This is a genomic window from Halorubrum halodurans, assembly GCF_002252985.1.
Classification (GTDB): Archaea; Halobacteriota; Halobacteria; order Halobacteriales; family Haloferacaceae; genus Halorubrum; species Halorubrum halodurans.
Map to the genome: position 1 here is coordinate 1 of NZ_NHPJ01000107.1, position 25,752 is coordinate 25,752.

Annotated in this window: 28 protein-coding genes and 2 pseudogenes; 13 read left to right on the forward strand and 17 right to left on the reverse strand. The window is 65.8% G+C overall.

Annotated elements, in window-relative coordinates; all coding sequences use genetic code 11:
* From DJ70_RS17965 to DJ70_RS12370, 7 genes and pseudogenes are all read left to right on the forward strand, one after another.
* Nucleotides 1-86, forward strand: a pseudogene (locus DJ70_RS17965) (YhbY family RNA-binding protein); the annotation flags it as partial.
* Complete coding sequence (locus DJ70_RS12345) at nt 86-964, forward strand: mechanosensitive ion channel family protein (RefSeq protein WP_094533446.1); 879 nt, start codon at nt 86-88, stop codon at nt 962-964. The pseudogene DJ70_RS17965 and the gene DJ70_RS12345, both read left to right, overlap by 1 nt.
* A 79-nt stretch (nt 965-1,043) precedes the next feature.
* Entirely contained in the window at nt 1,044-2,381 is a 1,338-nt protein-coding gene (gene trkA / locus DJ70_RS12350) for a Trk system potassium transporter TrkA (protein ID WP_094533448.1), read from the forward strand.
* 4 nt (nt 2,382-2,385) lie between these two features.
* Nucleotides 2,386-3,891 (forward strand): TrkH family potassium uptake protein, encoded by a 1,506-nt coding sequence (locus DJ70_RS12355; protein ID WP_094533450.1) that lies wholly within the window; start codon nt 2,386-2,388, stop codon nt 3,889-3,891.
* A 93-nt stretch (nt 3,892-3,984) separates the two neighbouring features.
* Nucleotides 3,985-5,520 (forward strand): TrkH family potassium uptake protein, encoded by a 1,536-nt coding sequence (locus DJ70_RS12360; protein ID WP_094533452.1) that lies wholly within the window; start codon nt 3,985-3,987, stop codon nt 5,518-5,520.
* A 62-nt stretch (nt 5,521-5,582) separates the two neighbouring features.
* Nucleotides 5,583-6,023 (forward strand): universal stress protein, encoded by a 441-nt coding sequence (locus DJ70_RS12365; RefSeq protein WP_094533454.1) that lies wholly within the window; start codon nt 5,583-5,585, stop codon nt 6,021-6,023.
* Between the two features lie 86 nt (nt 6,024-6,109).
* Nucleotides 6,110-6,952 (forward strand): universal stress protein, encoded by an 843-nt coding sequence (locus DJ70_RS12370; protein WP_094533456.1) that lies wholly within the window; start codon nt 6,110-6,112, stop codon nt 6,950-6,952.
* A 38-nt stretch (nt 6,953-6,990) separates the two neighbouring features.
* Here the strand turns inward: DJ70_RS12370 and DJ70_RS12375 are convergent, their stop codons facing one another.
* Together DJ70_RS12375 and DJ70_RS12380 are read right to left on the reverse strand one after the other, a co-directional pair.
* Nucleotides 6,991-8,631, reverse strand: coding sequence for a potassium channel family protein (locus DJ70_RS12375; protein WP_094533458.1), 1,641 nt, complete (start codon nt 8,629-8,631; stop codon nt 6,991-6,993).
* A gap of 48 nt (nt 8,632-8,679) precedes the next feature.
* Complete coding sequence (locus tag DJ70_RS12380) at nt 8,680-8,916, reverse strand: hypothetical protein (protein WP_094533460.1); 237 nt, start codon at nt 8,914-8,916, stop codon at nt 8,680-8,682.
* Between the two features lie 151 nt (nt 8,917-9,067).
* Here DJ70_RS12380 and DJ70_RS12385 point away from each other — a divergent pair, with 151 nt between their 5' ends.
* Nucleotides 9,068-9,826, forward strand: coding sequence for a 4-phosphopantoate--beta-alanine ligase (locus DJ70_RS12385; RefSeq protein WP_094533462.1), 759 nt, complete (start codon nt 9,068-9,070; stop codon nt 9,824-9,826).
* A 24-nt stretch (nt 9,827-9,850) separates the two neighbouring features.
* On the opposite strand, the gene DJ70_RS12390 is transcribed toward DJ70_RS12385, so the two are convergent.
* The gene (locus DJ70_RS12390; protein ID WP_094533464.1) at nt 9,851-10,876 is read right to left on the reverse strand and encodes a hypothetical protein; all 1,026 of its coding nucleotides are present in this window, start codon (nt 10,874-10,876) and stop codon (nt 9,851-9,853) included.
* 127 nt (nt 10,877-11,003) lie between these two features.
* Here DJ70_RS12390 and DJ70_RS12395 point away from each other — a divergent pair, with 127 nt between their 5' ends.
* Nucleotides 11,004-11,453: an Lrp/AsnC family transcriptional regulator gene (locus DJ70_RS12395; protein ID WP_094533466.1), complete on the forward strand. Its 450-nt coding sequence runs from the start codon at nt 11,004-11,006 to the stop codon at nt 11,451-11,453.
* Nucleotides 11,454-11,561: 108 nt separating this feature from the next.
* On the forward strand, nt 11,562-12,719 hold the full coding sequence (locus DJ70_RS12400; protein ID WP_094533468.1) for a DUF63 family protein: 1,158 nt from the start codon (nt 11,562-11,564) through the stop codon (nt 12,717-12,719).
* Nucleotides 12,720-12,792: 73 nt separating this feature from the next.
* On the opposite strand, the gene DJ70_RS12405 is transcribed toward DJ70_RS12400, so the two are convergent.
* The gene (locus tag DJ70_RS12405; protein ID WP_094533470.1) at nt 12,793-13,662 is read right to left on the reverse strand and encodes an aldo/keto reductase; all 870 of its coding nucleotides are present in this window, start codon (nt 13,660-13,662) and stop codon (nt 12,793-12,795) included.
* Nucleotides 13,663-13,761: 99 nt separating this feature from the next.
* On the opposite strand from DJ70_RS12405, the gene DJ70_RS12410 reads away from it, so the two are divergent.
* Nucleotides 13,762-14,898 carry a C45 family autoproteolytic acyltransferase/hydolase gene (locus DJ70_RS12410; protein WP_094533472.1) on the forward strand — a complete coding sequence of 379 codons (1,137 nt, stop codon included), beginning with the start codon at nt 13,762-13,764 and terminating at the stop codon, nt 14,896-14,898.
* A 115-nt stretch (nt 14,899-15,013) separates the two neighbouring features.
* A complete protein-coding gene (locus DJ70_RS12415; RefSeq protein WP_394338458.1) occupies nt 15,014-15,394 on the forward strand; it encodes a RidA family protein in 381 nt (126 codons plus the stop codon).
* 484 nt (nt 15,395-15,878) lie between these two features.
* Here the strand turns inward: DJ70_RS12415 and DJ70_RS12420 are convergent, their stop codons facing one another.
* From DJ70_RS12420 to DJ70_RS12430, 3 genes are all read right to left on the reverse strand, one after another.
* Nucleotides 15,879-16,745 carry a GIY-YIG nuclease family protein gene (locus DJ70_RS12420; RefSeq protein ID WP_179234053.1) on the reverse strand — a complete coding sequence of 289 codons (867 nt, stop codon included), beginning with the start codon at nt 16,743-16,745 and terminating at the stop codon, nt 15,879-15,881.
* Nucleotides 16,746-17,113: 368 nt separating this feature from the next.
* Complete coding sequence (locus DJ70_RS12425; protein WP_094533474.1) at nt 17,114-18,613, reverse strand: sodium/proline symporter; 1,500 nt, start codon at nt 18,611-18,613, stop codon at nt 17,114-17,116.
* 138 nt (nt 18,614-18,751) lie between these two features.
* On the reverse strand, nt 18,752-19,483 hold the full coding sequence (locus tag DJ70_RS12430; RefSeq protein WP_094533476.1) for an acetoacetate decarboxylase family protein: 732 nt from the start codon (nt 19,481-19,483) through the stop codon (nt 18,752-18,754).
* A gap of 236 nt (nt 19,484-19,719) precedes the next feature.
* Between DJ70_RS12430 and DJ70_RS12435 the strand changes: the two genes are divergently transcribed.
* On the forward strand, nt 19,720-20,487 hold the full coding sequence (locus tag DJ70_RS12435; RefSeq protein WP_094533478.1) for an IclR family transcriptional regulator: 768 nt from the start codon (nt 19,720-19,722) through the stop codon (nt 20,485-20,487).
* Between the two features lie 176 nt (nt 20,488-20,663).
* On the opposite strand, the pseudogene DJ70_RS12440 reads toward DJ70_RS12435, so the two are convergent.
* From DJ70_RS12440 to DJ70_RS12490, 10 genes and pseudogenes are all read right to left on the reverse strand, one after another.
* Nucleotides 20,664-20,828: pseudogene (locus DJ70_RS12440) on the reverse strand (tyrosine-type recombinase/integrase); the annotation flags it as partial.
* A gap of 546 nt (nt 20,829-21,374) precedes the next feature.
* Entirely contained in the window at nt 21,375-21,836 is a 462-nt protein-coding gene (locus tag DJ70_RS12450; protein WP_094533480.1) for an HVO_A0114 family putative DNA-binding protein, read from the reverse strand.
* Nucleotides 21,829-22,080, reverse strand: coding sequence for a toxin-antitoxin system TumE family protein (locus DJ70_RS12455; protein ID WP_245810837.1), 252 nt, complete (start codon nt 22,078-22,080; stop codon nt 21,829-21,831). The genes DJ70_RS12450 and DJ70_RS12455 overlap by 8 nt, the downstream gene beginning before the upstream one ends.
* 191 nt (nt 22,081-22,271) lie before the next feature.
* On the reverse strand, nt 22,272-22,883 hold the full coding sequence (locus DJ70_RS12460; RefSeq protein ID WP_094533484.1) for a tyrosine-type recombinase/integrase: 612 nt from the start codon (nt 22,881-22,883) through the stop codon (nt 22,272-22,274).
* Between the two features lie 225 nt (nt 22,884-23,108).
* Nucleotides 23,109-23,816 carry a DNA methyltransferase gene (locus DJ70_RS12465; RefSeq protein ID WP_094533486.1) on the reverse strand — a complete coding sequence of 236 codons (708 nt, stop codon included), beginning with the start codon at nt 23,814-23,816 and terminating at the stop codon, nt 23,109-23,111.
* A gap of 110 nt (nt 23,817-23,926) precedes the next feature.
* Entirely contained in the window at nt 23,927-24,352 is a 426-nt protein-coding gene (locus tag DJ70_RS12470; RefSeq protein WP_094533488.1) for a hypothetical protein, read from the reverse strand.
* Nucleotides 24,349-24,576 (reverse strand): hypothetical protein, encoded by a 228-nt coding sequence (locus tag DJ70_RS12475; RefSeq protein WP_094533490.1) that lies wholly within the window; start codon nt 24,574-24,576, stop codon nt 24,349-24,351. Before DJ70_RS12475 ends, DJ70_RS12470 begins: the two co-directional genes overlap by 4 nt.
* Complete coding sequence (locus tag DJ70_RS12480) at nt 24,566-24,844, reverse strand: hypothetical protein (protein ID WP_094533492.1); 279 nt, start codon at nt 24,842-24,844, stop codon at nt 24,566-24,568. The genes DJ70_RS12475 and DJ70_RS12480 overlap by 11 nt, the downstream gene beginning before the upstream one ends.
* A 78-nt stretch (nt 24,845-24,922) precedes the next feature.
* A complete protein-coding gene (locus DJ70_RS12485) occupies nt 24,923-25,132 on the reverse strand; it encodes a hypothetical protein (RefSeq protein WP_094533494.1) in 210 nt (69 codons plus the stop codon).
* Nucleotides 25,133-25,228: 96 nt separating this feature from the next.
* Nucleotides 25,229-25,750, reverse strand: coding sequence for an HNH endonuclease (locus DJ70_RS12490; RefSeq protein WP_094533496.1), 522 nt, complete (start codon nt 25,748-25,750; stop codon nt 25,229-25,231).
* Nucleotides 25,751-25,752: the final 2 nt, after the last annotated feature.

Below are 25,752 nucleotides of genomic sequence, written 5' to 3' on the forward strand. Positions count from 1 at the left end.
CGACCGACGAGCTCGCCGACGAGCTCGCGGAGGCGGTCGACGCCGACCTGGTCGAGACGCGGGGGAACACGGCCGTCTTCCACTGATGGCGGGATCGATACCCGTCGTCTCCGGGGCGCTGGAGCCGTACCTCGGCCCGGCGACCGACGTCGTGCTCTCCGCGGCGACCTTCCTCGCGGTCGTCGTCGTGGCGTACGCGGTCAACAAGGCCGCCGTCGGCCCCGTCCTCTCGCGCGTGTTCGACCGACAGGGCCTCGACGACCACGCCCGCCGCCCGCTCCGGAAGATCGTCACCTTCGTCGTGCTCTTCGCCGGCGTCACGGTCGGGTTCAGCGTGGCCGGTTACGGCGACTTCCTGCGGTCGGTGGCGACGATCGCCGCCGCGGCCACGCTCGCGATCGGCCTCGCGATGCAGGACGTGCTCAAGAACTTCGTCGCCGGCGTCTTCATCTACACCGACAAGCCGTTCCGCATCGGCGACTGGATCGAGTGGGACGGGAACTCGGGGGTCGTCGAGGACATCTCCTTCCGCGTCACCCGCGTCCGGACGTTCGACAACGAGCTGCTCACGGTGCCGAACCACGTGCTCACCGGCGGCGTGATCAAGAACCCCGTCGCGAAGGGGAAGCTCCGCCTGAAGTTCGTCTTCGGGATCGACTACGACGACGACGTCGACGCGGCGACGGCGATCATCGTCGAGGAGGCAGAGGCACACGAGGGGATCCTCGAGGACCCCGCGCCGTCGGTGCGGCTGAACGAGCTCGCCGACTCGTACGTCGGGCTCCAGTCGCGGATCTGGATCGACGACCCCTCGCGGTCGGACTTCGTGCGGATCCGCGCCGAGTACGTCCAGCGCGTCAAGGAGCGGTTCGACGAGGAGGACATCACGATCCCGTTCCCGCAGCGCACCGTCTCGGGCCGCGACGCGTGGTCCGAGCCGGCGTCGTTCGGCGCCGACCCGTAGGCCGCCCGCCGTCACTCGTCCGCCCGGCCCCTCGTCACGGATGGAAATCCACTTGTAAGTCCGCCCAGTGGGTGGCCCCATGCACGTGGTCATCGTCGGGGCCGGGGAGGTCGGCACGAGCATCGCCGCGAGCCTCGCACCGGACCACGAGGTCGTCGTCGTCGACGTCGACCCCGACCGCGCGGAACAGCTCAAGTACGAGCTCGACGTGCTCACGATCGCCGGCGACGGGACGACCTCCGGGATCCAGACGGCCGCGAACGTGGGGGACGCGGACATGGTCATCGCCTGTACCGACGACGACCGGACCAACCTCGTGACCTGCGGGACCGCGAAGACGCTCGGCGACGGCTTCACCATCGCGCGGGTGAAGAGCACCGAGTACCTCCGGACGTGGGAGGGAACCGAGCGGGCCTTCGGCGTCGACTTCATGGTGTGTACCGATCTCCTGACCGCACAGAACATCGTCCGCGTCATCGGGCTTCCCGCGGCCGTCGACGTCGACCCGTTCGCGAGCGGGCTCGTCCAGATGGCGGAGTTCGAGATCGACGCGGAGAGCCCGGTGGCCGGACAGACCGTCTCGGAGGCCGACCGCTTCGAGTCGCTGACGTTCGTCGGGATCTTCCGCGACGGGGAGATGATCATCCCGCGCGGCGACACGCCGATCGGGGCGGGCGACCGCGCCGTGGTGATCGGCAGCCCCGAGAGCGTCCACTCGTTCGCGAACGACGTCGCGCCCGACACCACGCCCGACCGCGCCGACGAGATCGTGATCGTCGGCGGCAGCGAGATCGGTTACCAGACCGCTCGGCTGCTCGAGGAACGGGAGTTCACGCCGCGGCTGATAGAGCGGGACGGCGACCGCGCGCGCACCCTCGCGGAGGAGTTGCCGAACACGGTCGTGATGGAACACGACGCGACCGACACGGAGTTCCTCTCGAGGGAACACGTCGACGAGTCCGACATCGTCGTCGCCGCGCTCGGCTCCGACGAACAGAACCTGCTCGTCTCCGTGCTCGCGAAGCGGCTCGGGGCGGATCGCGTGATCGCGGTCGTCGACAGCCCGGACTACGTCACCGTCTTCGAGGAGATCGGCATCGACATCGCGATCAACCCCCGCACCGTCACCGCCGAGGAGATCACCCGGTTCACCTACGAGAGCATCGCCGAGAACATCGCGGTCCTCGAGAACGACCAGGCCGAGGTGCTCGAGCTCGAACTCACGGAGGGGTGTCGCTTCGCCGGCCGGACGATCGCGGAGTTGGTCGACGAGATCGACGCCCGGTTCGTCATCGGCGCGATCACCCGGAACCACGCGCTCGTGACGCCGCGGGGGGACACCGTGCTCGAGCCCGGCGACCACGTGGTCCTGCTCGTGGACTCGGACGCCGTGAGCGAGATCGCCTCGATGGCCTGAGACCGTGGCGGGAGCCAGGATCCGCGTCGGCTGGCAGGCGAGCGTCGGATTGGTCGGCGACGTCCTCACGGCGCTCGTCGTTCCGCTGTCGTTCCCGCTCCTCGTCGCCCTCTACTACGGCGAGTCGCTGTTCCCCTTCCTCGCCGCCATCGCCGTCACCCTCGCGGTCGGGACGCTGTTCCGACGCCTCGGCGACTCCGAGGTGAACCTCGGCCCGCGGGAGGCGTTCCTCGCGGTGGCGCTCATCTGGCTGCTCGTCGCCGCGGTGGGCGCGGTCCCGTTCGTCGTCGCCGGCGTCGGGACGATCGCCCACCCCGTGAACGCGATGTTCGAGGCGATGAGCGGGCTGACGACGACCGGCGCGACCGTGCTGCGTGACTTCTCCGTTCACTCCCGCTCCGTGTTGATGTGGCGGCAGGTGATCCAGTGGCTCGGCGGGCTGGGGATCCTGATCCTGGCGACAGCGGTGCTCTCGGAGATCGGGGTCGGCGGCGCCCAGCTGATGGAGACGGAGTCACAGACCCAGGACGTGAACAAGCTCACCCCGAAGATCTCCGAGACCGCCCGGCTCATCTGGGGACTGTATCTGGGGTTGACCGTCCTCGCGACCGCGACCTACTTCGTGCTCGGCCTGGCGTTCGACCCGCGGATGGACCTGTACAACGCGATCGCCCACGCGTTCACCTCCGTCGCGACCGCCGGATTCTCGCCCGAGCCGCTCTCCGTCGGGGCGTTCCACCCGGTCGTCCAGTGGGCGGTCGTCCCGTTCATGGTCGTGGGGTCGACGAGCTTCGTCCTGTTGTACTTCTTCATCAACGGCGAGCCGATGCGGCTGCTCCGAAACGAGGAGTTCCACTTCTATCTGGGCGTGCTCGGCGTCTTCTCGTCGATCGTCGCGATCACGCTGTTCCTCGACCCGGCGACGACCTTCGGGACCGAGGCCACCCTGCGACACGCCGTCTTCAACGTCGCCTCCATCGTGACCACGACGGGATACGCCAGCACGGACTACGTGCTGTGGGCGCCGGCGGCGAAGCACATGCTCTTCGCCTGTATGTTCGTCGGCGGCATGGTGGGATCGACCACGTGTTCGATCAAGTCGCTGCGGTGGCTCGTCGCCCTGAAGGCGTTCCGGCGGAACCTCTACACCACGATCCATCCGGACGCGGTGCGGCCGGTTCGGGTCACCGGCAAGCCGGTCGAGGAGAACGCCATCCGCGACATCTACGCGTACCTCCTGTTGAGCATCGTGATATTCTTCCTGCTCACCGTCGTGATCGTCGTCGACGCCGAGCGGGCGGACCTTCGGGTCTCCGAGTTCGAGGCCATGGGCGCGGCCGCGACCACCTTCCTCAACATCGGCCCCGCGTTCGGCGAGGCCGGACCCTACGGCACGTTCGCGTCCTTCTCGATGACGACCCGCGGCGTGATGATCGTCCTGATGTGGATCGGCCGGATCGAGATCATCCCCGTGCTCGTCCTGTTCACGAGGGCGTTCTGGACGTCGTGACGGTATCGACGGGTTCTTACGGAACTCTCGACCACACTCGATACGTTTCACGGCCGGGGACGCCGCTCGCGACGTCCGCGCCGACCACCACGCATGACACGAACGATCGACACGCGGGCGACGCTCAGCTACATCGGGAGCATCCTCAAGTACCTCTCGGCCGCGATGCTCGTCCCGCTGCTCGTCGGCGCGGTCTACGGGGAGGACGCATGGGTGTTCGCCGCGTCGATGGCGATCGGCGTCGCCGTCGGTGCCGCGCTCGAGCGGCTCGATCCCGACCCCGACCTGGGGCCGCGCGAGGGGCTCGCGGTGGTCGCGCTCGCGTGGCTCGCGGCGGCGGTCCTCGGCGCGGTCCCGTACGTGCTCGCGGGCTACGGCACGGCGTCGGCGCTCGGACACCCGGTGAACGCGCTGTTCGAGTCGACGAGCGGGTTCACCACGACGGGCGCGACCGCGCTCGCCGAGATCAGCTTCGATCGACACTCACACGCCGTGTTGATGTGGCGACAGCTCACCCAGTGGCTCGGCGGCATGGGGATCATCGTGTTGATGATCGCGATCCTGCCGGAGCTGGCGGTCAACGGCGCACAGCTCATGCGCTCGGAGGCGCCGGGTCCCGAACTCCAGAAGCTCACGCCGCGCATCGCCGAGACGGCCCGTGCGCTCTGGGTCATCTACGTCGGGTTCACGGCGGCGCTGATCGTCGTCCTGTACGCGCTCCACCTCGGCGGACTCGCGCCGAACATGGACCTGTACAACGCGATCGCCCACGGCTTCTCGACGCTGCCGACCGGCGGGTTCTCCCCCGAGGCGGACAGCATCGGGGCGTTCTCGCCGGTCGTCCAGTGGACGTTCGTCCCGTTCATGGTCCTCGCGGGCGTGAACTTCGCGCTGTTCTGGTACGTCCTCCGCGACGAGGCGAGGGAACTGTTCGGGAACACCGAGTTCCGCGTCTACGTCGGGGCGGTCGCGCTGTTGAGCGCCGTGCTCGCGGCCGCGCTGTTCCGCGGCGGCGCCCCGCCGACCGAGCTCGGGGGCGTCACGGCGGGCGTCCCGGAGAACGCCCTCCGTCAGGGCGTGTTCCAGATCGCCTCGCTGCTGAACTCGACCGGCTTCGCGACCGCGAACTTCGCCCGGTGGGAGACGCACACCCAGTTCCTCCTGTTGTTCGCCATGTTCGTCGGCGGCTCCGCGGGGTCGACAGGCGGCGGGATCAAGGTGATCCGGTGGCTCATCCTGTTCAAGACGCTCCGGCGCGAGCTGTACACGACCGCGAACCCCGACGTGGTCCGGCCGGTTCGGCTCGGCGGGGAGGTCGTCGACGAGGAGGTGATCCGCGGAATCCTGGTGTTCACGCTGCTGTACTTCCTGGTGTTCGCGTTCTCCGCCGTCTTCATCGAGCTGGACACGACCCGAGCGGGAGCGCCGCTCACCGGCATCGAGGCGCTCGCCGCGTCGCTCGCGACGATCGGCAACATCGGGCCGGGGCTCGGCCCGCTCGGCCCGTTCGGGACCTACGAGTGGCTGCCCGACACGACGAAGCTGCTCATGGTCGTGCTCATGTGGCTCGGCCGACTGGAGATCGTTCCAGTGCTCGCGGTGTTCATCTCGGCGGTCGACGACCGGTGACGCGCCCCCCGACGACCCCCGCTGGGGTATCTTCTTAAGCGCCGCCGGAGCAACTGGTAGACGTGACCGGAACCGACACCACCTCCCGACGGAACCTCCTCGACCACGTGATCCTTCCCGTCGCCAACGAGGACGACGCGCTCGCGACGGCGCGGGCGCTCGAACCGTACGAGCCTGAGCGGGTGACCGCGCTCCACGTCGTCGAGAAGGGCGACGGCGTCCCCGACAAGACGCCCGTCGAGCAGTCCGAGGCGCTCGCGGCCGAGTCGTACGCCGCGGTCCGCTCCGTGTTCCCCGACGCCGACGAGCACACCGCATACGACCGGGACGTCGTCGAGGCGATCCTCGCCGCCGCGGACGAGATCGGCGCGAGCGCGATCGCCTATCGGTCCCGCGGGGGGAGTCGCCTCATGCAGTTCCTCTCCGGGGACCGAACCGTGAAGCTCGTGACGAACGCGGACGTCCCCGTGGTCGCGCTCCCCGCCGAGGAGGTGGACGGATGAGCGTCGCCGTCCCCACCGAGGGCGGACGAATGAGCGTCGCCGGGGGAACGGAGCGCCCGCCTCCGGGATGACTCGCGGCTCGTCCCATGAAGCGCGCTGAGGACGACGGACCGACGGTCCTGGTCGCGCTCTCAAATCCGCGGACCGAGAGCGCGCTCGTCACGCTCGCCGGCGCGCTCGCCGAACACGCCGGCGGTCGCGTGCTCGCGACGCACGTCGTGACCGTGCCGGACCAGACGGCGCTGGAGAAGGCGGCCGAGAGCAGGGCCGCGCTCGACGCCGCCTCCGATGAGCTGCTTGCCGCCGCGGCGACCGACGCGGCGGCGTTCGACGTGCCGATCGAGACCCGGACGATCCTCTCACATCGCGGGATCGGGGAGGTGTTCGACGCGGCTCGGGCGCACGACGCGGCGGTGGTCGTGATGGGATACGGCGGCGCCCGGTTCGTCGGCGGCCGCGTCGAGGGGTGGCTGGACGAGATCGCCCGCGATCTCCCGTGTGACTTCCTCGTCCTCGACGGGCGGCGACTGGAACTCTCGAACGTGCTCGTCCCGACCGCCGGCGGGCCGTCCTCCGACCTCTCCGCCGAGGTCGCCGCGGCCCTCCGGGACGTGCTCGGCGTCGACGTCTCGCTGCTACACGTCGTCGAGCCCGGCGACGAGGCGGCCGGCCGTCGGTTCCTCGCCGACTGGGCCGACGGCCACGGGTTGGCCGACGCGCGGCTGCGCGTCGAGGCGGGCGACGTCGGGGAGACGATCGGTCGTCTCGGCGAGGGGTACGACCTCGTGATCGTCGGCGCGACGGAGCGCGGGCTGCTCTCGCGGGTCGTCCGCGGGTCGCTCGCGGTCGACGCGATCGAGACGCTCGACACGCCGGCGTTGCTCGCGGAGCGACCGTCCGGGCGGTCGCCGTGGGACCGGCTGCTCTGAGGGGATCGGAGTGACGGCGGCGACGCCGCTTTCGTGGCTCACACGAACGCCCGCTCGAACTCGCGGATCCCCTCGTCCGTCCCGACGACGACGAGCTCGTCGGCCGGCTCCACGACCGTCGCCGGCCCCACGTCCGTGACGACCCGGTCGTCCCGCTCGATCGCCACCACCGTACACCCCGTCCGCTCGCGGACGTTCGCCTCGCCGAGGGTCCGACCGACGAGCCGGTCGGCCCCGATCCGCACCACCTCCACCTGCCGTTCGACGGAGAGCACGTCGCGGTCCTCCAGGAGCCGCGCCGCCGACATCCGTCCGGTCACGGTCGCCAGCGAGAGGACGTAGTCGGCCCCCGCCCGATACGTCTTCGAGACGTTCGCGTGTTCGTCGACGCGGGCGACGATCTCCGCGTCGGGCGCGGCGTCGCGGACCACGAGGGTGGCGAACTCGGTCGTGGTGTCGTCGGGGAGCGCCAACACGACGGTGTCGGCCGTGTCGACGCCGGCCTCCCTGAGCGTCTCGGGTTCGGTCGCGTCGCCGACCACGTCGACGTCCGCGGACTCGCCCTCGGAGTCGTCCACGACGGTGTAGGAGATCCCGGCCTCGTCGAGCTCCGCGGCGACGGTCCGACCGACCTGCCCGTAGCCGGCGATCACCGTCCGTCCGGGGGCGAACCGGCGCACCGACGACTGGGTCATCTCGACGAGCCGCCGGAGCTGGTCGGGGTGGCCGGAGACGAGGAGGACGGTCCCGCGCGCCAGCGTCGCGTCCGGCGAGGGAGAGGCGTCGAACTCGCCCTGAAACCAGGCCCCGACCACGTTGACGCCGGCGTGCTCGCGGATCCCGCTCTCCGCCAGCGTCGAGCCGGCCAGGTCGCCGCCGTGCCGTACCGACACCTCCGCGAGCCGGAGGTCACCGTCGATGGCGACCGCCTCGTCGATCTCCGTCCGGAGCGCCGTCGTCACCTTCGCGGCGAGTCCCCGACCGAGCAGCGGCCGCGGCGAGAGGACGTGGTCGGCCCCCGCGAGGCGGTGGTACCGCTCCAGATCGGGGTCGTCGACCACGCTGACGACGGGGACGTCCTCGGCGAGCTCCTTCGCGGCGAGGACGATGCTCGCGTCCACCTGGTCCGAGACGTCGGCGACGAGCGCGCGCGCCTCCGAGAGCCGCGCCGCGGTCAGCCCCTCGGCGGACTCCGGGTCGGCGCGGATCGCCCGGTGACCCTCGCCGTACAGTTCGTTCGCCCGCTCGCGGTCCGACTCGACGAGCACGTACGGAACGTCGTGTGCCTCAAGTTCCTCGATGAGCACCTCCGCACGCGTCGTGTACGAACAGAGGATCACGTGTCCGGTGACGTCGCTCTCGAGGCTCGTCGGGGCGGTCTCGGTGAACGCCGCCTCCAGGACCGGCGTCGCGACGACCGGCAGCGCGCCGACGAGGAGCACCATCCCCAGCAGGTCGGTCACGACGATGAACGCCTGCATCTGCGGGCTGTGCCAGGGGGCGTCCCCGCCGAAGCCGGTCGTGGTGAACATCTCGACGGTGAACTGAAGCGAGTCGAGGAGCGTCTGCGGCCGTCCCTCGTAGACCGCCATCCCCCACCGATAGGCGAGCGCCGTGCCGACGAGCGCCAGACAGAGCAGGAGGAGGTAGCCGACGACCCGCCGCTGCCATCCGTTCATACCCACGGAAGGGACGGTGCCGTGAAAAACGTGAGCCGTCGGCGCCGGTCACCGGACCTCGACCGGCTGCGCCGCCTCCGCGCACCAGGCGTTGCCGCGACGCCCGGTCCGTCGGAGGTCGAGGCGGACGATGGAGCCGGCGTCCAGCTCCGACAGCTCCGCTTCGAGTTCCGGGTCGTCGTACTCGACGACGTACAGCGTTCCGTTCCGCGGGTGCTCCCGGAGCGTGATGGTTCCGTGCTCGTTACACGCCTTGACGACGGTGTACTTGCCGGTCCGGTCCATCACGGTCGACGCTACGGGTTCGAACCACTTAGTATTCGACCGGGGACACGAATCCGCCCGGCATGTGGGCGACGTCCCGCCCGGCGTGACGACGGGCATCCCCCCGCCGCAGTAACGGGCCACTTTACTCGCCGCGGCGTCAACCCTGGCCATGACCGGGACGGAGATCCCCGAGGATCACCCCAGACACGCGTCGCTTCTCACCAGACACCGCATCGAGGCGGGCGTCGAGAAGGGGATCACCTCGAAACAGGGGCTCATCGCGCAGGGGCGCGGCGAGGCGTTCGACTACCTGCTCGGCGAGCGAACCCTCCCGAGCGCGGACGCCGCCGCCCGCGCCGCGGCCGCGGCGCTGCGTTCCGCGGAGCACCCCGTGTTCTCCGTGAACGGGAACGTCGCCGCGCTGGTCCCCGAGGAGACGGTCGAGCTCGCCGACGTCGTCGGCGCCGACCTCGAGGTGAACCTGTTCAACCGGACCGACGAACGGATGGAAGCGATCGCCGACCACCTCCGCGAGCACGGTGCCGAGGAGGTGAAGGGGCTGACCGGCGACGGCGAGATCCCCGGACTCGAACACGCCCGCGGGACCGTCGACGCCGACGGGATCGGCGCGGCCGACGTCGTGGTGGTGCCGCTCGAGGACGGCGACCGCGCGGAGGCGCTCGCCGCGGCGGGCAAGACCGAGATCGTGATCGATCTCAACCCCGGAAGCCGCTCGCCGCGAACCGCCGCGATCCCGATCGTCGACAACGTGCTCCGAGCTGTCCCGAACGTGACCGCACACGCCCGCGACCTGGCCGACGCCACGGCCGCGGAGCGTCGCGCTATCGTCGAGGAGTTCGATCCCGACGCGGCGCTCGAGGCGGCCGAGCGGGCGATCCGCGAGGGATCGTTCGACGGCGGGAGCTGAGCGGGCCGGGAGCGAGCTCGAGGGTCATCGTCCGGACTCGAAACCGGCGTCGTCGGTGGCGGGACCGTTCCGGTCGGGTGCCGAACCGTCGCGGTTGGACGGAAAGTCGTCGCGGCCGGACAGGATGTCGTCGTGGACGGCGAACAGCTCCTCGCGGGTCGGCGTCGCGTCGACGACGACGGTTCGGCCGCGGAGGCGCACCGCGGCGCCGTCGAGGGCGCCCTCGGCGTCGACGCCGCCGGAGAGCCGGCGAAGGCGCTCGCGCGTGAGCCGCGTCGGATCGAGCGTCGCCGCGTACCGGAGGCCGGCCTCGTCGCCGCGTCCGGCGTCGCCGTCGAGCGCGACGCCGATCGAGCCGGCCGCCTCGACGCTCGCCCGGAGCGCCGCCGGCGCGCCGGAGAGGGCGGACTCGAGGCGAGTTCGCCCCGCCTCGCCGAGGTCGGCGTACACCGCCGCGTCACCCGAGGCGATCGCGGGGAGCGAGCCGTAGCGGGCGAGCGGGTCGTCGGCTCCCGAGCCGTCCACACGGTCGACCGCGGCGTCGACGTGGGACCCCGCCCGGTCGACCGTGGGCGCGTGTCCGACGACGAGCGCGTTCCGGGTCACGGCGACCGCGTACGGCTCCCCGCGGGCGCGGAGGCGACGGACCGTCCGGCCGCCCCGGCGCGTGCGCGTCGCCGACCAGCGGCCGCGACGCTCGACGGCGGCGGAGAGGTCGTCCGGATCGAAGGAGCCGCGGACGACGACGGCCCCTTCGGGTCCGTCCTGGGAGAGGGCGAGGCTCCCGGTCACCGAGTTGACGTCGTCGAGGGAGACGTCCGCACAGGCCGTCGCGGCGGAGAGCCGCGCCGACCACGGTTCGGGGAGGCCGACCGTCTGGACGGCCGCGGGGTCGACGACGGCGGTGGCGACGGTGTCGCCGTCGACGGGGGGGATCGCGTCGGTCGGGGCGGCCGCGGCGGCCGTGGAGCCGGAGGAGACTCCGGCGGCCGACGTTCCGAGGAGTCCGACGGTAGCGAGACGTCCGAGCAGCGCGCGTCTGGAGGGCATCGTTTGCCGGTCGCTCGCGGGGTACTTAATTCACCGAGTTCGGCGGACGAACCGCTCACGGAAGCGGTAGTGCGGCCGGCGCGCCGACGGGGGCAACTTCAAAGTCCTCGGGCGACTACTGCCCGCCATGGAACTGGACGACACGGACAGAGCGATCCTCCGGATCCTCCAGGAGGACGCCAGGACCCCGTTCTCGGAGATCGCGCGACGGATCGACATGTCGAGCGCGACGGTCCACGACCGTGTCGGCCGGATGGAGGAGGCGGGCGTCATCGAGGGGTATCACGCCTCGGTGGACCCCAAGGCGGTCGGCTACGGCGTCAGCGCGCTCGTCGGGCTCCGCGTCGAACAGGGCCGCGAGGAGGACGCCCTCGAGCGCCTCCGCGAGATCGAGGGCGTCCGGGAGATCCACCTGACCACCGGCGAGTGGGACGTGATCCTGCGGGTGGTCGCGGAGGACACGGACCGCCTTCGGGAGTTGATGTTCGACCGGATCGCGAACATGGACGGCTTCTCGCGGTCACAGACCATGATCATCCTCGGAACCGACTACGAGGCCGAGGGCCCGCCGATCTGAGCCGCCCGACCGCCGCGACGGGAAGGCGGCGTCGCGGGGAGGACCCGACGCCGGTTCCCGCCGGTCTCGACCGGAACCCTCAACTCGCGAACCCTCCGAACCCCTGGTATGAGCGCACGGTTCGAGGACCGGCTGGGGCTCTCGGCGGAGCGAGCGTGGGCGGCGGCGGTCGCCGCGGTCGCCGCCGTCCTCGTCGTCGGATCCGTACTCCTCCCGCGGGTCGTGTACGACCGGTTCCTCTGGCGGTACTTCTGGGGGCCGGTCGCCGCCGACGGACAGGTCGCACAGTGCGCGGTCCGCCCCGCCGACGGCGGGACGGAGCTGCTGACGAGCGCGGCCGCGTGTGCCGACGCGGCCGCGGCGGGCGAGGTCGTCGCGTACCCCGGCTACACCACCGTCTCCACGGTGAGCTACATCGTGGTCCTGCTCGCGATGCTGATCGGGGTCGTCTTCCTGCTCCGGCGGCTCGACATCGCCACCGAGTTCCGGTTCTTCTACGCGCTGTTCCCGTTCATGCTGTTCGGCGGCGCGCTCCGCACCGTCGAGGACGCCGGCATCGCGGCGATCCGGGCCGGCGTCGATCCCCTGATCCCCTTCCCCTGGAGCGCGCTCATCATCAGTCCGTTCATCTACTTCACGGTCTTCGGGGTGACGCTGCTCTGCGTGATGGCGGCGTACGCGCTCGAGGACCGCGGGATCGTCGACGACTACGCCCCGCCGCTGTTCGGAGCCGGATCGCTGGCGCTGGCCCTCTCGGTCGGCTACCTGGCGTACCTCGCGGCCACCACCGACTACGTGACCTTCTATCCGCAGGTGATCGGGTCGATCCTCCTGATCGCGAGCGTAGCGGCAGCGATCACGTGGGGGCTGATCGAGCGGTTCGAGCCCTCGATCAACCGCGGGACGGGGCTCGTCGGCCTCGTGATCGTCTGGGGGCACGCGATCGACGGGGTCGCGAACGTGATCGGCCTCGACTGGATGCCGGCGCTGACGGGGACGGCGAACCTCGTCCCGAAACACGTCGTCAACGAGCTGGTCGTGAACGTGACCGGCCGGGTGCTGCCCGAGTCGGTGCTCGCGGTCACCGGCGACGCCTGGCCGTTCCTGCTGGTCAAGCTCGCCGCCGCGACCTTCGTCGTCTGGGTGTTCAACGGCGAGCTCTACGAGGAGTCGCCGCGCTACACGCTCTTGTTGCTCATCACCGTGCTCGCGGTCGGGCTCGGTCCCGGCACGCGCGACATGCTGCGGGCGACGTTCGGGGTCTAGCTGCGGGCGGTGCCGGGATCGCCCCGGCGCGATCCGAACCGGACGTGCCGTCGACTCACGCCCGCAGTCCGCCTCACTCCCGCGGGTCGATCCCGTCCAGTCTCGCCACGTCGTCGTCGGTCAGCTCCAGCCGCGAGGCCGCGACGTTCGACTCGAGGTGGTCCACGCTCGACGTGCCGGGGATCGGGAGGGTCACCTCCGAGTGCTCGAGCAGCCACGCGAGCGCGACCTGCCGGGGCGTCGCGCCGTCGTGGTCGGCGGCGACCGCCTCGAGCACCTCGGCGACCTCGTCCTCCTCGACCGCGTACATCGGTCCCCACGGGACGAAGCCGACGCCGTGGCTCTCACACGCCCGCAGGACGTCCTCCTCGTCGCGGTTCCCCACGTCGTAGCGGTTCTGGACCGTCGCGATCTCGACGATGTCCATGGCGCTCTCGAGCTGCTCCACCGAGACGTTCGAGAGCCCGACGTGGTCGATCTGGCCGGCGTCCTTCATCTCGGCGAACGCGTGGACGGACGCTTCGAAGTCGACGTCCGGGTCCGGCCGGTGGAGCTGGTAGAGGTCGACGGCGTCGGTTCCGAGCCGGTCGAGGCTACACAGGACCTGGTTCCTGAGGAAGTCCGGGTCGCCGTGGGGGATCCAGTCGCCCTCGCGGTTCCGGAGCAGCCCGGCCTTCGAGGCGACGACGACGTCGTCGTCCGCGCCGAGCGCCTCGCCGATCAGCCGCTCGCTGACGCCGGGGCCGTAGGAGTCGGCCGTGTCGACGAAGTCGACGCCGAGGTCGACCGCCCGCCGGATCACCGACTTCGCCGCCCGCTCGTCGGCCGGACGCCCGACGACGTCTCCGCCGGTGACGCGCATGCCGCCGAAGCCGAGCCGGTTGACGGTCAGGTCGCCGCCGAGGTCGAAGGTGTCGTCCGGATCGACGTGTTTCGTGGGCATACGGGCACCTCGTCGGCCACCGACAAAGCCGTGGGGGTCGGCGTCCCGCGAGGGATCCCCCACTCGAAGCTTTATGCCGCGTCCGGCCGCAGTCGGCACATGGCCGAGTTCGAGCGGTTGGTATTGACAGGCACGCCACGCGAACGGGGGATCGAACACGGCGAGCGGTTCGCCGAGGCGGTCGCCGCCAACGTCGAGACGTACCGCGAGCGGTTCGCCCACGAGGGCGTCGACGTCGACGCGATGCGCGAGCACGCCGCCGAGTACGTCGAGTACGTCGAACGCGAGAGCCCCGACTACGCCGCCGAGATGCGCGGGATCGCCGAGGGCAGCGGCGTGGACCTCGTCGACGTGACGATGCTCAACGTCCGGTGGGAGGTGATCTATCCGGCGTGGAAGGCACGAACCGAAGCGGAGAACGAGGCGGCCACGGCCGAAGCCGAACCCCCGGTCGACGGCTGTACCAGCTTCGGAGTGATGCCCTGCGCGACCACGGACGGGACGACCTACGTGGGACAGAACTGGGACTGGCTCGCGCCGATCGCGGACACGCTCTTCCTGATGGAACTGCGCCGCGACGACGCGCCCGACGTGCTGGCGATGACGGAGGCGGGCATCGTCGGCGGGAAGGTCGGCGTGAACGAACACGGCATCGGGATCGCGGTCAACGGCCTGATCTCCGGCGACGACGGAAGCGAGGGGTTTCGCAAGCCCTACCACGTCCGGTTCCGCGAGGTGCTCGACGCCGAGCGATACGACGACGCGCTCCGGCCGATACTGGAGACCGACCGGGTCTGCTCCGCGAACGTCCTCGTCGGCCACGCCGACGGCGAGCTGATCGACCTCGAGGCGGCACCCGAGCTCGTCAACACGATCTACCCCGAGGAGGGCGTGCTCACGCACTCGAACCACTTCGAGACCGACGCGGTCGAGAGCGTCAACGAGCGCCGCGGCCCGAGCACGCTCTACCGCGCCGAGCGGCTCCGACGGCTGCTCGCGGAGGAGACCGACGGCGACGGCGCGGGAGCGGACGGCGTCGACTCGGCGGCGATCCGCGACGCGCTCCGTGACCACTTCGGCCGCCCGGCGAGCATCTGTAGCCACGTCGACGAGTCGCTCCCCGAGATCGAACACGGCCAGACGAACGCCAGCCTCGTCATCGACCTCCAGGAGCGGCGGATCCTCGGCCAGCGCGGCCCACCCTGTGCGGGGGAGTACCACGAGTACGCGCTCTGAGACGGGGGCACGTCACGAGTCGCTCGGAGCCGGCGGGAACCGACCGTCCGCGTCGGCCCACTCCGGCGCCTTCGCCGACCCCAACACGTATGCCCCGTCCGTGAGTGCGGTACCCATGGTGCGACACATCACGACGGACGCGGGCTACGACAGCGACTTCCCGTTTTCGCAGGGCGTGATCCACGGCGACACCGTCTACACCGCGGGACAGATCCCGAAGGATCCCGAGACTCGGGAGGTCGTCGGCGAGACGATCGGCGAACAGACGCACGCGACGTTCGACAACCTCGAGGCCGTCCTCGAGGCGGCGGGAACCTCCCTCGAGAACGTCGTCAAGACCACGGCGTTCCTGACGGACATGGACGACATCGAGGCGTTCAACCGGGCGTACCGCGAGCGGATGCCGGAGCCGTACCCCGGACGGAGCACCGTCGAGGTCGCCGCGCTCGCCATCGACATCACGGTTGAGATCGAGATGGTCGCGGCCATCGAGTAGAACGTTCGCAGGACCGGCACGATCCCGACGGCGTGCGATCGACACGACTCGGAATCGTTCGGTGAGGAAACGGGCCGCCGATGGTTTCGTGTTCCCCAGTTCATGCGGTTTCTGTAACTGCGCTGCGAACCGAGTCACTTCCCCCGAACCCGTATCGAAACGCGAAACACGCCGGAAGCCGGTGCCTGGGACCCCCTTGATGTGGACGTTTTCATAGCCATCACGCGACACGATACGTACACTATCCGAACGGGACAAAAGCCTTCACCCAAGGCCGGAAACATCGCACCACACGAGCCAGCAATTGATAGGCAGTATCCTCGATACGCTCAGAATGCCACGGTCTGACTCAGGACCCGAGTGGCGGGAGGAACCCATGAGCACCGCCGAACTCGAGGCGTTCGAGGATCGCGCCGTCGACGAGTAGACTCCGATCGTCGTCAGTCACGTTCCTTCCTGATTAGACCTCGTACCCCGCCGCCGCTCAGAACTGATCCCGTGGCGCCGACTCAGTCACCAGGAAGTGCGCACCGATCAGGTCCGTCTCGACCTGCTCGCGCTTGTGTTGCTCGTCTGCCTCGTCGACGACCGCGTAGCTGAACAGTAGCTCCTCGTCGCGATTCCGACGGTGTCGGTAGAGCCGGTTCTTCAGGTTCCCGCTCTGTCCGATGTACTCCAGCGGCAGCGGCTCGGATTCGTCCCAAATCCGATACACGCCGGAATCGGTCGGCAGCCCGTAGGCGTTCGCGAGCGGCTCCGGAGCCGTCCACTCGAGCCCCATCCACGACCGACTCGTCGGCTCGTCCGCGTCCGTCCACGGCAGCGGGCCGACGCCTGGTGCCGTGTTCGGTTCCGTCTCCCCCTCGGCAAGCTCGCCACCGGTAAAGCCGTCAGCGCGCCTGTTCGACCGCTTGTAGCCGTCGATGATCCGGGCGAAGTTCGCCGTCGTGTTCTCGCCCGACTCGCGACGGTACACCGCGATCAGCGCCTCCTCGATCGCGAGCCGGCGCTGTCGCTGGTCGACGTCGTCCGGTTCGATCACCGACACCTCGAAGTCGGGACCGTACTCCTGGCGTACCGCCCAGAGGCTCGGTGCCGCCACGTGCGGGTCCGTGTACGGCATCTCCTCGTCGTAGCACCCCGCGAGGGCTCGTAAGCGTCCGCGGAGGCTGCGGCCGGTCTGACCGATGTACGTCAGCCCGTCGCGCTCCAGGTGTCGAACGCGGTAGATGCCGGGACCGGTGGCGATCCGCGAAAGGTCGCCGTCGGCCGGATTCAGGCTCCGCCACGGCGACCACTCGAACCCCATCCAATCCGCGGCGTAGTAGTCGGATTCGTTGAGTGTCGTCACGTAGTGATGGATCGCTCGTCGATCACTATTCAGTATTGGGCGTCACGTCGACGTCGGATCGTTCGCCCGCATCAGTTGCTCGACGGGCGAGCTCGTCTCCGTTCCCGTCTCACGGTAGTTCACGACGTGGTGGGGGTCCCCCCCTGTGATTTCACTTCCACACCCGCGCGTGCGTAAGGGTCCGACTGCGACAGAGATCGACATTTCGAGCGGACGACCGTCAGAGTCCGAAAAAATCCTTACAGAGCCCTCAGTCGGTGATCGGCTCCACGGACGTGCTAAATACGGAGCGTCTGGATCACGAACAGCGTGACCGAATTCCGACGCCTTCTACGAATTCAGCGAAGCACTCCAGCTAGGATCTACGATTAATCATCTAATGTCGGGGAAGACTCGTTATTGGTGTTGTTCTTTGGATTGTCTGACGATGCAATTGCCAGCTCCTCTGCGGCGCTCTCTGGTGCCTTCGTTAAATGACTCACGAGCACCAAACTAGTGATACTAACAGCGGCTGCCGGAACCAGTTCGTAGATGAGAGCACTAAGAGCGGGTATTTCGGCCCAAATAATTGTAGTAACTGTTCCGCTTACAAGACTCACAATAGCGCCCCACTTAGTTACACCCTCCCAGTAGAGGCTAATAATGAGGACTGGCCCAAAGCTCGCACCGAGTCCCGCCCACGCATACAGTACGAACCAGTATACTGCGCGCGCTTCCTGCATTGCAACGACGGCACCGAGAGCTCCAATACCCAACACAACAATACGACCAATCCACACCATACGCTCTTGTGAGATGTCAGCTGAGAAGACCTCATTAAACAGGTCGTGAGAAACAGTCTGGGAAACGAGAATCATCTGTGAGTCCGTCGTTGACATGATTGCTGAGAAGATCGCAGCAAGGACAATCCCTGCCGCGATGGGAATCATATAATCAGAGACGAGCATCGGGAATACATATTCCGTGTTACTGAGATTTGGAAGAAGGACTCGACCGATCAGTCCCAGAAGATTCGATCCCGTCATGACGATAACCAGCCAAATCATTGCGATGACGGTCGCGCCCTCCATACTCTTGTCACTTTTAGACCCCATGAACCGCTGTAGAATGTGAGGTTGTCCCGGCTCACCCAATCCTTGCGCAAGCAGCCCGATAACAAAGCCAAACACGGCCGCTCCGGACTCACTTCCCATTGCAGAGAGGAGTTTTGGATCACTCTGTCCGACTTGATTTATAAATGGACTCCAGCCACCGAGCTGGAAAAAGATGAGATACAGAGGGAATACGACGAGTACAATCATCATTATGAAACCTTGGGCAACGTCAGTCCACACAACGCCCTTGAACCCGCCGAACAGGGTGTAGAAAGTAGTGAAAGCGACCGCGATGAGTACACCAACCTGGTAGTTGACACTAAGTAGAACGTCGAACGCTTTACCGGCAGCAGTGAGTTGCGAGGCTACGTAGGCGGAGAAGAAGCAAACAATAATTACCGAAGAGAGGACCCGTAATATGTTAGAGTTGTCATTAAATCTCTCTTCAAGGTAATCTGGAATTGAGATGGCGCCCTTTCTTGCCGTATATCTGCGGAGGCGTGGTCCCACAACGAGATAATTTATAGCGTACCCGATTGCAAAGCCAGGAAGCATCCACATCGTTGAAATACCTGTTGAGTACGCGAACCCGGCTGCACCGATAAAGATCCATCCACTAGAGTCGCTTGCTCCAGCACTGAGCGCAGTCGCCACCGGTCCGAGGTCACGATCACTTAAGAAGTATCCCTCCTCGCTTGTCGACGAGAATCGTCCGGCGACTATGCCGATAAGGAATACGACGCCAAGGTAGATCGCAAATATTTCAACCATCATACTGAACCACCTCCTTCGGAACGCGGAGAGTCAGCACTTGGCGTACCCTGACGAAGCCAGTACCAAGTGAACGTTCCGCCCAACATTATGATGGGGACGCCAACATAGAGGAACCAACCGAGGAGCGGCATCGAGAACTCAGACATCGGTCGATTCTCCCTGGGTGAAGTCAGCGATAACTTCTCCAGTACCGAGAGAGAAGTCACCATAGGTAACCATACCACCGGTTACTTCGAATGGTTCTATTTCCTGTAGTGGATCGGTATCAGTTGAGTTCAGTGTGAGGTCCCCGGTCCCTGTCCTACGCTCACGGACACTATCCGCATCAAAGTCGGAACTGTCTCCCTCGAATGACATTTTCACGATTTGATTCACGTCGTAACCGGATCCATCTGCGCTGGGAATCTGTTTGTTTTGGAGCCTTGGGAACAGCTGGGGCCGTGTTGGATTAACATCCGCATCCTTGAACGAGATCTCAAGAATGTCTGTTCCATTCCGCGAGATCGTTCCCCTGACAGCGTCATCCCGTTCAGTCAGAGTGACATCGGCCATCTTCTTAGGATAGCCCCAAATTTCGCGACCTGCCGCCACCGCACCATCGTCGTCCACATATTCGCAAAGCATGTGTGCACCATCGATATCATCGTAGCCTGCGCTGACAACAAGTCCACCTTCATGATATGGTGAAAGGCCCTCTACGTCGGGAGCAGAGAGTACGAATGCCTCGAACTCATTCGAGACATATTCGAGCGAAGGTGGGAGTAAACGCCGAATCGCGTCCTCATTAGCGTGGCCAAACAGACTGACCCGTTTGTATCCGGAGTACTCGTATGGTAGTTCTGGGTACAACGGCGCGTGTTGTGGTAACATAGTGCTACAGTGCCATCAAGAGAAGATTGGTTTATAAATATTTACCATATATAATAACTACTAATATGCCGAATTCATTAGTCATAGGGCTCAAAATACTCGATTTAGATTTGGATATGTGTTATATATTTCCCCTGTGGCGAAAATCTGGCGCAAGTCGAATATTGCCTTTTCACAGAGTGGAATCTTTTTCGTCTCTCCCGAAAGTATATAGGGGAGTTGTCTGATCCTCGTATATGACACGTTCCGACAGGGGGGTTCGTGCAACCACAATTTCACTCTCAATCCTCGATTACGTGGCTTGTGAAGATGGTGTAACCCTGACAGAGATTGCAAACGAACTAGACATTGCCAACAGTACTGCCCATAACCATCTCTCTACACTTCTTGACCACCGAATACTGAGCAAGGATGGTCGAAAGTACCACCTAGGCGTTCGGCTCTTTCACTTCGGTGAATGCGCACGGACGTACGATCCCGTCTACGATTTAGCACGACAGACAATCTGGGATCTCGCTAAAACCACGAACAGTGAAGCGGACTTTCTCGTAGAAGATGGTGGCCGAATGATCTCGCTGTACGACGTCATGGAAAACAATGAGGAGACTGATTTTAATGTTGGAGAGTACTACTACATGCACAGCTCTGCTACCGGTAAAGCGACACTTGCTACACTTCCAGAAGAACAAATTCACGAAATTCTTGATAACTGGGGAATGCCAAAGCAGACGGAGAACACGATTACCAATCGAGAAAAGCTGTTTGAGGAGCTTGAAGAGATACGGGAACAAGGCTACGCAATCAACAATCAAGAAATTACGGAGGGTCTATACTCAGTCGGGACGGTTGTTCGAGAACCAACTGGTGATCCACTCGGTGGGATCAGTATTGGAGGGCCGACGTACCGACTCAGCCAAGACACAATAGACCAAACGGTTAGGCCACTGTTGGATGCCGTTGAATTATTAGAATCGCGTATTGAGGCGGTTCGAACTGACCCATAATATACAGCAACGGTAGTCCAGAGGGTAGCTCGAAGATATCAACTTAGTTCTAGTTGATCCCCCATGTACAATTGTGTTCTGTTGAATGCGATGGCGATAGGGGATCTCGACAGCTTCACTGAACGGAAGGTAGAGTGACCTGATCCTGACGTCCTCTGCGGATTCAACAGAGCACTTCAGACGCGGTCGATGTGGTCGTAGACGCGTTCAGTCGTTTGGATGCTCGCGTGTCTGAGCCGGTTCCGCACGTCGTAGAACGTGTTTCCTTCCTCGACGTTGAGCATCCGGTACGCGACGCTGTGCCGCAGCGTGTGCGGTGTCACGTCTCCGGGGCTTCCTCGGTGAGCGATCGGTCGGGTAGCCCTTCTGGAGGGCGGTCGGCAGCGCGATCACGCCGATGTCGAGGTCGTTCGATTCGACGAATCCTTTTCGAGCACCCGCAGCGCTCGCTCTCCGATTTCAACGCTATCGATGTCGAGCTGTTCGCTCGCTTTAGCTGCTGACGGGCGAACTCGTCTTCACTACCGTTCCACAGTCGATCGTGACGTGGTGGGGGTCCCCCCCTGTGATTTCACTTCCACACACGCGCGTGCGTAAGGGTCCAACGGCGAGAGAAATCGATATCTCGAGCGAACGACCGTCAAGTTCCGAAAAAACGCACTTCCGCTCACAAAAGACGCCTCACGACGAGTGAACCGTCGGTTCGCGGCTCGCGAGCGATTCGAACGACCGAACTGGAGCTACGCGGATCCGTCGCGGAACCGATCGATCGGCACGTCGGCGATCTCGTCGTCGTCGTCGTCACCACCGACTAGAAGCGTCCCCTCGACGTGCTCGGCGGTCGCCAGCGCGACCGTCGAAGTGGTATCACCGGGAAGAGAGCGGTCTCACGCCGTCGCGGGCTCCTCTCCCGTGTCGATCGCGGTGAGTTCCACGTCGAGGTGGATGCGCTCGTACGGGAGGTACGGACGCTTCGAGCGGTCGTCGTCCTCCACGATGAACACGATGCCGTAGTCTGCCAGCAGCGTGACGTCGTCGTGAACCGTCCGGTAGTCACGCTCGAGCGTCTCGGCGAGCGCGCTGATACTCTCGGCGGCACCGTCAGTGTTCATCAGCGTCCGGAGGATCTCGATCCGCCGGTCGGTGAGGATCTTCCGCAGCTCGCCGACCGTCGCGAACGACACCACCGCTGGCTGTTCCTCCCCGTCGGCCGCCGCATCGATCGCCGCGATCGTGTCCTCGAACGCCTCGTCGAACGATTCGACGGTGATACGGAGGACGTCGGGGTGCGGCCGGTCGCGAGGGTCGCTGTACTTGTCGGGCCAGCCGTCGTAGTCGGATTCAGTCATGGGTGTTCTCCGTGTCCGTGAGCGTCGCGATCTCGTTCAGGAACCGGGTCACGTGAGCCGCAATTCCGTGAAACTCGATCTCGGTGTCATCGCCGAACCGGACGTGCCGGTGATGCCAGCCGAGATCGTCATCGTCGTGTGCGTCGTCGTACCGGAGCAGTTCGCCGGTCTCGGGGTGGTAGTACTGAAACCGGTAGAACCACCCGTCCGGGTAGTCGTCGTCGCGGATCGCGAATATCTCCACGCGTCCACCAGGGACGGCGCGGTTCAACTCGATCGGACGATGACCCGGCATCTCGCTGTACTATGACCTATGACCCAATAGAACATAAGTCTACTGACGAACGACGACGACCATGACGACGAGTAATCAGTGATCGTCTTCCGAGAGGACTTCTCGGAAGAACTGGAACCAGACCCGGATACAGCTCCTCTTCAGACGCGGTCGATGTGGTCGTAGACGCGTTCGGTCGTCTGAATGCTCGCGTGTCTGAGCCGGTTCCGCACGTCGTAGAACGTGTTCCCCTCCTCGACGTTGAGCATCCGATACGCGACGCTGTGCCGCAGCGTGTGCGGCGTCACGTCTTCGGGGCCTCCTCGCCCGGTGAGCGTCAGCGGACGCACGTCGGCGGCGACAGCCGCGTCTCTCACGACGTTCCGAACCGACTCGGTCGACATCCGGTCGGCCTGCCGTGACGGCCACAGCGCCGCCGTCTCCTTCCACCGGCTCGCGAGGTACATTCGAAGCGTCCGCACGGTCTCGTCGGCCAGCTCGATCTCGGTGTAGCTCGGCGACCGGTCGGTCGGGTAGTCTTTCTGGAGGTCCGCCGGCAACGCGATCACGCTATCGTCGAGATCGAGGTGGTCGTCGACGTCAAGCGCGATCGCCTCGCTCACGCGAAGCCCCGTATCGTACAACGTCGCGATCAGTGCGTCGTTCCGGGCGGCGAGGTACGTCGCGCTCGTCTCGACGGTCGCGCTCCGCATCTCGTCGACCTGGTCCGGCTTCAGCCAGACCGTCGCCTTCTCCTGAGTTTGGGTTTCCATAGTTCCGTGTCTTTCGCGGTGGGTCGTTTATAAGTGATACAGCGAAGGGAAGCCGCGAGTTTGGGATTCAATACAGAGAATCCCAAGCTCGTCTGAGGCGTTGTCACACCCTCCGGAGCCTCGTGAACTGCCTCGTCTGTGTCCACGGTCGAACACGTGCCGCCCCACCTCCGTAAGCCCAAATCGTCGCACCGAGCAGGTGTTCACGGGCGATCGGAGCCGGCATCAGAGCGTCACCTGTCCGATCCGCTGCTGTTCGAGACGCTCGCGAGCTTGGTCGACGGCGTCCGGATTAGCGTCGACGCCCCAATAGTCGAGATCGCGTTCCGCGGCGATCGCGGCTCCTGGGCCACTCCCGCAGAACGGTTCGAGCAGGCGCTCTCCTTCTTCGAGGACTGGTGGACAGAGTAGCTGCCGGTAGAGTTTGACCGGCTTCGCCGTCGGGTAGTCGTTGGTCGACGGCGTCCCGTCATGCTTCATCGCCCGGAACACGGTTCCTCGATTCTTGACGTACCGCTCGGTCTCGCCGTTCGTCGCCGCGATGATCGGGTAGTGCTGAACCCGGTGGTACGTTCCCATCCCGAACTTCTCACGGTCCCACACCAACGTTCGCCGGTATGTAAACGGCGAGTCCTCCACGAGCCGGCGGAACTCCGGGCTCGTCTCGTCGTCGGCAAACACGAACACCCACGCACCGTCGACCAACGACTCCGCCAGCTCGGCGAGCACGTCCGCGAGTCGCTCGTGGTCTTCGGTCCGGTAGGCATCGAAGCCGTGATCACCGTCGTTCCCGAACCGGCCCGTTCCATTCTGTGCCTCGAACTTCCACGGATAATCGACGATCGCCGCGTGGCCAGCGTCCTCCTCGAGGGAAGCGAGCGCGTCGAACGCGTTACCATGAACGATAGAGTCCGACGGCAGCTTATTCGCCATCGTAGTCCTCCGGTGTGTTCGGAACTCCCGGCGGAACCGGGCGGATCCCACCGCAACCGTCGTGACTCTCTCCGTCGCGAGGGTCGCAATGGGGCCCGTCTCCAGCTCGATCATTCATTGTTGAGACCCCCGTACCGCCGGCTCAGACGGTCGAGTTCGTCCATTAACTCCGCTGTCTCGGAGAGATTCAGGCCCGAGAGTTCGGATAGAAGACGCTCGACGGGGCGATCAGCGCGATCGTCGGCGAGTTGGTCGACGGCGTCGAACATCGCCTCAATGTCGCGTTTTGCGAGCCCGCTGTTCCGGCCGTAGATGAGATCCCGAGCGTCCGCGTCGGACAGCCCGGTTTCCCGCAATCGTTCGAGGTCCTGAGACAGCGTCTCGACGGCCTCGGCCGCCGTTGCGAGCGACTCCAGCCGCTCCACGAACTCCGTCGTGTCCATCGTCGTCAGTTCGTCAACGACGATCTCGTCGGGATGGTCTTCGGGCTCCTCAACGAAAATCCGGTCGAGCGGGTTGTTGTCAGTGTCAGTCATCGGTTTGCCTCGTAGCAGTCGCGGTCAGTTTGCGGGCTCTTCTCAGAGACGTATCCGTTCCCGTCGGGTGCCTCTCGGTAGTTGATCTCGTGGCGATCTGCCTCGTGGCAGTCATCGCAGGTACAGTTCCCCTGTTCCGCGTAGAGGTCCTCGTGCTTGAGCCGGCCGCAGGTCACACAGAGGTAGTACCGATCGATCTCTCCGTCGACTTCGTCACTCTCCATCGTACACCTCTGGCTCGAGACGCTCTCGTGTGTCGCACAGGCGCTGCCAGCCAGCTACCGTGATCTCTGCTCCTCGGAAGAGCCCGTACATCAAGCTCGCCGCGACGAGGTACACCGTCGCGAGGAACGGATACACCACGAGCAGTGGCGTGAGCCGAACTCGGCCGTAGGCCGTCCGTTGCCGCCACTCGTTCCGCAAGTACGCGATATCGCAGCGTGCGCCGTCCACGATGGCGACGAACGCATCCGAGAGTTCCTCACTCGCCATCGGTCACCTCCAGACCGTTCCGGTCGATAGCGGTACACTCAGAGATCCGTCCGCCGCGCTCGAAATAGACGGGTTCGGTCAGTTCCACAGGAGATCACGCTCCGTTGACCGTGACATCGTTCGTAGATACGCAACACACAGCGCGTAGCCACCGAAGAACGCCGCCAGCGTCCCGGCGAACGCCAGATACCGCCCCGCTCCTATCGCGGCGATATACCCGGCGACGAGCCCACCCAGCGCCGCGAGCATCGGCGCGTGGTGAAGCACCTGCTCGTCGGCTACTCTCACGCCTCACCACCTCCAGAACCGTCCGTGACGGGTCCATCGAACGGCTCCGTCGTCCCTTCCGTCCGCTCGTTGTTCTCGTCGCTCACTGTCGATCTATTAGACTTCGATCGGCTCGCCGTCGCACTCTCGTCTCGCACACTCCAGGCACCGCTCGCCGGCGAAGCCGGGCGACGTCGCGAGCAACTCCACAGCTTCCCCGCAGCCGTCGCAAACATCGGCGGCGTCGATGCCGGCCGCACGGCGCTCTCGCTCGCGCTTCTCGTCTTCCGCCCACGCTCTGACCTGTTGCTGCGTGATCGACGCGTGGCGAGCGTGGTCGACCGGCTCGATGTTCTCTCCCCGGTTGTCCCATTTGACCCCGTTGCGGTGGTGGACGTCCTTTTCGGCGAGATCGTCGAGGACTGACTCGATCGGCTCCTCGAGCGAGTAGCACTCGACGAGTGCGAGCAGCCGATGATGTGCGACGTAGACGTCCTCGCGTCGCTCTCCTGGCGTGTGCGGGCGGTGCTCGGTAGAGCGCCACCGCTCGTATCCGGCTCCGCTGCCGTCGCCCGCCTTCGCGTGTTCGAACCGAGCGTACCCCTGTACGCGGTTCGAACCGTGATGATAGCTCGGCACAC